Source organism: Citrobacter sp. Cpo071, from assembly GCF_030332765.1.
Lineage (GTDB): Bacteria > Pseudomonadota > Gammaproteobacteria > Enterobacterales > Enterobacteriaceae > Citrobacter > Citrobacter portucalensis.
In genome coordinates this window covers 1-252 of the sequence record NZ_JAOWHE010000002.1, presented here as the reverse complement: position 1 = coordinate 252, position 252 = coordinate 1, and the positions used below count along the sequence as shown (strand labels likewise).

1 protein-coding gene is annotated in these 252 nt (G+C 64.7%); it reads right to left on the bottom strand.

The features are described from left to right. A partial coding sequence (locus OGY09_RS00010; RefSeq protein ID WP_286589701.1) for a hypothetical protein occupies positions 1 to 252 on the bottom strand: 252 nt, incomplete at both ends.

Sequence of the window (252 nt, the reverse complement as noted above, 5' to 3'; positions counted from 1 at the left end):
CTGCGGACAAGCTGCCCGCCGGTGTTGTAGCCATAGCGCTGCGTACGGCCGTCAAAGCCGGTCTGCTGCGTCAGACGGTCGAGAAGGTCATACGTGAAGCTGGTGTGGCTGCCGTTCTCATTCGTCAGTTGCGTCACGCGTCCGGCGGCGTCGTACTGCATCCGGCGGGTCTGGCCGCCTGCGGTGATACTGACCGGTCTGCCGCCCGCATCGTACTGTGTTTCCGTGCGGCTGCTGTCCGGGGCAATCACT